Source organism: Streptomyces sp. C, assembly GCF_000158895.1.
In the GTDB taxonomy this organism is placed as follows: Bacteria; Actinomycetota; Actinomycetes; order Streptomycetales; family Streptomycetaceae; genus Streptomyces; species Streptomyces racemochromogenes.
Genome location: NZ_GG657750.1, coordinates 7,030,539 through 7,030,998 on the forward strand (window position 1 = coordinate 7,030,539; position 460 = coordinate 7,030,998).

Here is a 460-nt window from a genome sequence, read left to right on the forward strand (position 1 = left end):
GGGCCCGCCGGACCCCGCAGGCCCCCGCGCTCGTCACCGGGGACGAGACCATCCCGTACGCCGTGCTCGACGCGGAGTCCGACCGGCTGGCCCGGCACCTGACCGACGGGGGCCTGCCCGCGAACGGCCTCGTCGCCCTCGGCCTGCCCCGGCAGCGCGAGCTGGTCAAGGCCCTGCTCGCCGTGCTCAAGGCCGGCGGGGTCTACACGGTCCTCGACGTCGCCGACCCGCGCGGCGGCAGGCGGCAGCTCGCCGCCCTCGCGCCGGACCTGCTGATCGCCGGCCCCGCCGACGCGGGCCGCCTCCACACGGGCAAGGGGCTGCGGGTCCTGCACCCCGGCGAAGACGCCGACGGCACCGCCCCGCCGCCCCCGCCCGCGCCCGCCTCCGGTCACTGCGTCGCGGCCGAGCTGTTCACCGGCGCCGCCACCCCGCGCCCCGTCCCCGTCGGCCACGCGCT

The 460-nt window shown here is 80.4% G+C and carries 1 protein-coding gene; it reads left to right on the forward strand.

Features of this window, described 5'->3' with window-relative positions:
• On the forward strand, positions 1-460 hold a 460-nt coding region (locus SSNG_RS31490), incomplete at both ends, for an AMP-binding protein (protein WP_042802445.1).